Raw genomic sequence first — 848 nt, 5'->3', positions numbered from 1 at the left:
TCCAGACGGCGGGGAGAACAAGCCGTCCAATCCCAGCGACCCGCACGACGGGGCCTACACGGCGGCGCGGCTGGCCCGGGACGAGGGCGTGCCCATCTCGACGATCTCGTTCGGCACCAAGACCGGCGAGATCGAGATGGACGGGCAGCGCGTCGCCGTCCCGGTCTCGACGGACCAGATGAAGACCATCGCCAAGCTTTCCGGCGGGCAGTCCTACACCGCCAGCAACATCGCCGAGCTCAACAAGAGCTACAACGCGATCGAGAAGGACATCGGCTATCGCACCGTGGCGGGGCCGGGCAGCGCCGGGTGGCTGCGCCTGGGCGTGATCACCGCCCTGATCGCGACGGCGTTGGCGCTGCTGATCAACCGGCGGCTGCCGGTCTGATCGCTCAGGACGGCAGCCGGCGGTTCAGGAACAGGCCGGCCAGGATCGCGCTCGCCAAGGCGACCGCCCCCAGCAGCATCCAGGCCAGGCTGGCATCGCCCTTGACGGTTTCGTAGCCGATCTGGCGCTGCAGGGTCGAGTAGACGTTCTTCAGCGACTCCAGGCTGTCGGCGTGGAACGCCTGGCCGTCGGTGATCTCGCAGATCTTCTGCAGCGTCTGGTCGTCGAGACCGGGACGGCGACGCGCTGCCCGTCCATCTCGATCTCGCCGGTCTTGGTGCCGAACGAGATCGTCGAGATGGGCACGCCCTCGTCCCGGGCCAGCCGCGCCGCCGTGTAGGCCCCGTCGTGCGGGTCGCTGGGATTGGACGGCTTGTTCTCCCCGCCGTCGGACAGCAGCACGATGCGGGCCGGGGGCGGGGTGTCGCCGCCGGTGATGGCCAGGGCGCTCACCGCGTGC

At 69.7% G+C, this 848-nt stretch carries 2 pseudogenes; one reads left to right on the top strand and one right to left on the bottom strand.

The features are described from left to right. Positions 1–388 (top strand): annotated as a pseudogene (locus A5681_RS19875) (hypothetical protein); the annotation flags it as partial. A 4-nt stretch (positions 389–392) separates the two neighbouring features. Here A5681_RS19875 and A5681_RS19870 read toward each other — a convergent pair. Next, positions 393–848: pseudogene (locus A5681_RS19870) on the bottom strand (hypothetical protein); the annotation flags it as partial.

Origin of the sequence: Mycobacterium scrofulaceum, assembly GCF_001667885.1 — a bacterium.
Lineage (GTDB): Bacteria > Actinomycetota > Actinomycetes > Mycobacteriales > Mycobacteriaceae > Mycobacterium > Mycobacterium scrofulaceum_C.
This window is presented reverse-complemented; position numbering and strand designations above follow the sequence as displayed.